This window comes from Microcystis sp. M49636_WE2, from assembly GCF_030065375.1.
In the GTDB taxonomy this organism is placed as follows: domain Bacteria; phylum Cyanobacteriota; class Cyanobacteriia; order Cyanobacteriales; family Microcystaceae; genus Microcystis; species Microcystis aeruginosa_C.
Window position 1 is genome coordinate 1 of sequence record NZ_JASJFG010000205.1, and the last position, 2,889, is coordinate 2,889.

Sequence of the window (2,889 nt, forward strand, 5' to 3'; positions counted from 1 at the left end):
TTAGATTAAATAATAATTCTCAACCAGAACCAGATTTAAGTTTACTAATACCTCGATCGGATTTTTATGTTGCTGCCTATCCTTGTCCTCAAGATATCTATTTAATTATTGAAGTTTCCGATTCTACCCTCGATTATGATCGCTATACTAAAATCCCTCTTTATGCAGAGGCAAATATTAAAGAAGTTTGGATCGTTAATCTCAAGGAAGAATGTTTAGAAGTTTATCGCCATCCGCTGCAGGGTAGTTATCAGGATATTCAGAAATATTATCGAGGTGAAAGTATTTTTATTGAATCCTTTCCAGCAATAGAGTTAACTTTAATTGAAATACTCGGCAATAAAAGTTAGATCAAAAGTTAAACTTAGATATCGTGAGGATTAATGCCTAATTCCCGCAGTTTATTCGCTAATCGTTCCGCTTTTGCAAGAGGGATCAAGGAGAAAATCAAGGATTTACAATCTCGGTTTCACAACAGTCCACTGGGTTACGGGGGCCATGGCTTTCCAACCTAAAAACTTGCCGACCGGTTCGGCTTTTTCAATGCCAATCCGCAGCAGTTCCCCTCCTAATTTACTATGCCATTGCAAGAGGACTAATTCGCTTTCAATTGTAACAGTGTTGGCAACAAGACGACCCCCGGGGCGCAGGGCTAACCAACAGGTTTCCAATAGGTGGGGTGTGGTGATACCGCCACCAATAAAAATAGCGTCCGGTTGCGGTAAATCTTCCAGGGCGCTCGGTGCGATTCCGGCGACGATTTGCAGATGGGGCGTTCCCAGGGCGGCGGCATTATCGGCAATGTATTGTAATCTGGTGGGATGATGTTCGATCGCAATCCCCTGGCAACGGCGATCGCTACGCAGCCACTCAATGGCAATGGAACCACAACCCGCCCCCACATCCCAGAGCAATTGTCCGGGTAGGGGAGCCAATCTACTCAGCGTGATAGCACGAACTTCTCTTTTTGTCAACTGTCCGTCATGATTGTAGGCAGAATCCGGCAGTCCTGGAAGGCGCGGCGCCCAGGTGGGGGGATGGGAGGAGATGCAGCTAATGGCGATGACATTTAAATCCGCCAGATTTGTAAACTGCCAATCGTTGGCGATGCCTTGAATGTGGCGTTCTCGGGTTCCCCCTAGATGTTCTAAAACCGTGATGGAACTCTCGCCAAAACCTCCCTCCCTGAGCAGCCGAGCAGCGAGCGCCGGAGTCTGGGCATCAGCACTCAGTACCAGCAGTTTAGCACCGGGATAAAGCACCCCATTCAACCAAGCCGGAGGACGACCGCACAAACTCAAAGTTTCCACTTCACTCAGGGACCAACCCAAACGACTACAGGCAAGACTGAAGGCAGAAGGAGAGGGAATAATCGTCATTTCCTCTAGGGGAATCTGGCGGGTGAGGGTGACACCAATTCCGTAGCACATGGGATCACCACTGGCCAAAACACAGACGGATTGACCACGACGGCGGATAATCTCGTTAACAGAGTCTTGGATGGGAGAAGTCCAGAGCAGTTTTTGCCGTTGATCCTCTGGGGGTAACATTGCCAGATGTCGTTCACCACCGACAATAACTGATGCTAAAGAAAGCAGACTTCGCCCTACTGAACTTAACCCTTCTAAGCCATCTTCACCAATTCCTATAATCGATAGCCATTTCGACTGACAATTGCGATCCGCCATGTCTAAAAAAAATTTTGGTTGTTGCTGAATCAAAGTATGATATTGGGTTCTTCGGTTTGTGTTATGCAATGGAGGGGGGTTATAAAGGATAAAACCCTTACACAGAAAGACATTGCTTCGATTTTTGCCAATTGTTTTCTATCTAGAACGAGCTAATCAATTGAGTCTCTTGCCATATAAGGATTTAGTCGATTTATGCCCCCTGATCGAATCATACCAAGTAACGAAGAGCCTGATATTGATTTTCTGGTTGATTCTTAATGACATATTTTACCTCAAGAAAAAAGGGGTCTTAGGGGTTTAAAAAAAACCGATTAACTTTAATATCACCGGCATCGATCATAGCATTATCAACATCTGTATTTTTCACAGAAGGATAAGCAGAATTTTTCACAGAAGGATAGACAGATGAAAAGTTGTGCTTATCTTTTATCATTAGTTGAAGTCTTACCCGTAAACCGACAGGCGATGTGGGATATCCTGCATAGCCCTCTGTAAATTCAGGCTGAAAAATAAAACGACCATCCGCATCGGTGATACTCTCTTTGGTCAAGCCCTCGCCTATATTAGTATATCTCACCTTAGCTCCGGCAATGGTTTTTCCGGTTGACTCTTCGATAAACCGTCCCTTAATCCCCGGCGCAGAAATTAATTTTGAGCTACAACTACTGACCAATAACATCAAGGGAGCTAATAAGGTAATTGTCAGTTGTTTAGGAAGTAGGTTCATGTCTATCTCCGATGAAGAAATGATACAGCAAAAAATCCGAGAGGAACTAACAAACTAAATAAAGAATTGGGTTCGGGAATAGGCTGATTAAATGGAAATAGTTGAGCATTGTTAACGGTGAGAGCCGAAGTCTGGTCAAAACTGCCAACATCAACCACTCCCCAAGCGATGCTGTAAGTTCCGGGACTAAAGGTTTGCGTGTAACTCCCCGAAACTTGACGACTGAAATTAGTGCTAGAAGGGATTAAGGTACTGATAGAACTATTGGTACTCGCTAAAGTTTGAATTTGATCATTGAGGGCAATAAAAGCATAATCATCAAAATCAAATCCAGCAATTCTCATTTTGAAAACAAAAGAAGATAAAGTTCTCTTGTTCACATAGAGAACTTCTGTCTAATTATCATTTTTTTTCAAGATAATCATCATAATTAGCTTCAAGAGACAGTTTTAAAATATCTGCCCATAAAAA

The 2,889-nt window shown here is 43.4% G+C and carries 4 protein-coding genes; 1 reads left to right on the top strand and 3 read right to left on the bottom strand.

Features of this window, described 5'->3' with window-relative positions; translation table 11 throughout:
• A partial coding sequence (locus tag PX484_RS04625; protein ID WP_288103014.1) for a Uma2 family endonuclease occupies positions 1-350 on the top strand: 350 nt, incomplete at its 5' end.
• A 105-nt stretch (positions 351-455) separates the two neighbouring features.
• On the opposite strand, the gene cbiE is transcribed toward PX484_RS04625, so the two are convergent.
• The 3 genes from cbiE to PX484_RS04640 form a co-directional block, all read right to left on the bottom strand.
• A complete protein-coding gene (gene cbiE / locus PX484_RS04630) occupies positions 456-1,721 on the bottom strand; it encodes a precorrin-6y C5,15-methyltransferase (decarboxylating) subunit CbiE (RefSeq protein ID WP_287751985.1) in 1,266 nt (421 codons plus the stop codon).
• Positions 1,722-1,980: 259 nt separating this feature from the next.
• Positions 1,981-2,418 carry a carboxypeptidase-like regulatory domain-containing protein gene (locus PX484_RS04635; RefSeq protein WP_287767686.1) on the bottom strand — a complete coding sequence of 146 codons (438 nt, stop codon included), beginning with the start codon at positions 2,416-2,418 and terminating at the stop codon, positions 1,981-1,983.
• A gap of 2 nt (positions 2,419-2,420) precedes the next feature.
• The gene (locus PX484_RS04640; RefSeq protein ID WP_288103015.1) at positions 2,421-2,762 is read right to left on the bottom strand and encodes a hypothetical protein; all 342 of its coding nucleotides are present in this window, start codon (positions 2,760-2,762) and stop codon (positions 2,421-2,423) included.
• Positions 2,763-2,889: the final 127 nt, after the last annotated feature.

Excerpts from the sequence above, each read along its gene's own strand:
- PX484_RS04640 (WP_288103015.1), bottom strand. The coding sequence starts at position 2,762 with ATGAGAATTGCTGGATTTGATTTTGATGATTATGCTTTTATTGCCCTC.
- PX484_RS04635 (WP_287767686.1), bottom strand. The coding sequence starts at position 2,418 with ATGAACCTACTTCCTAAACAACTGACAATTACCTTATTAGCTCCCTTG.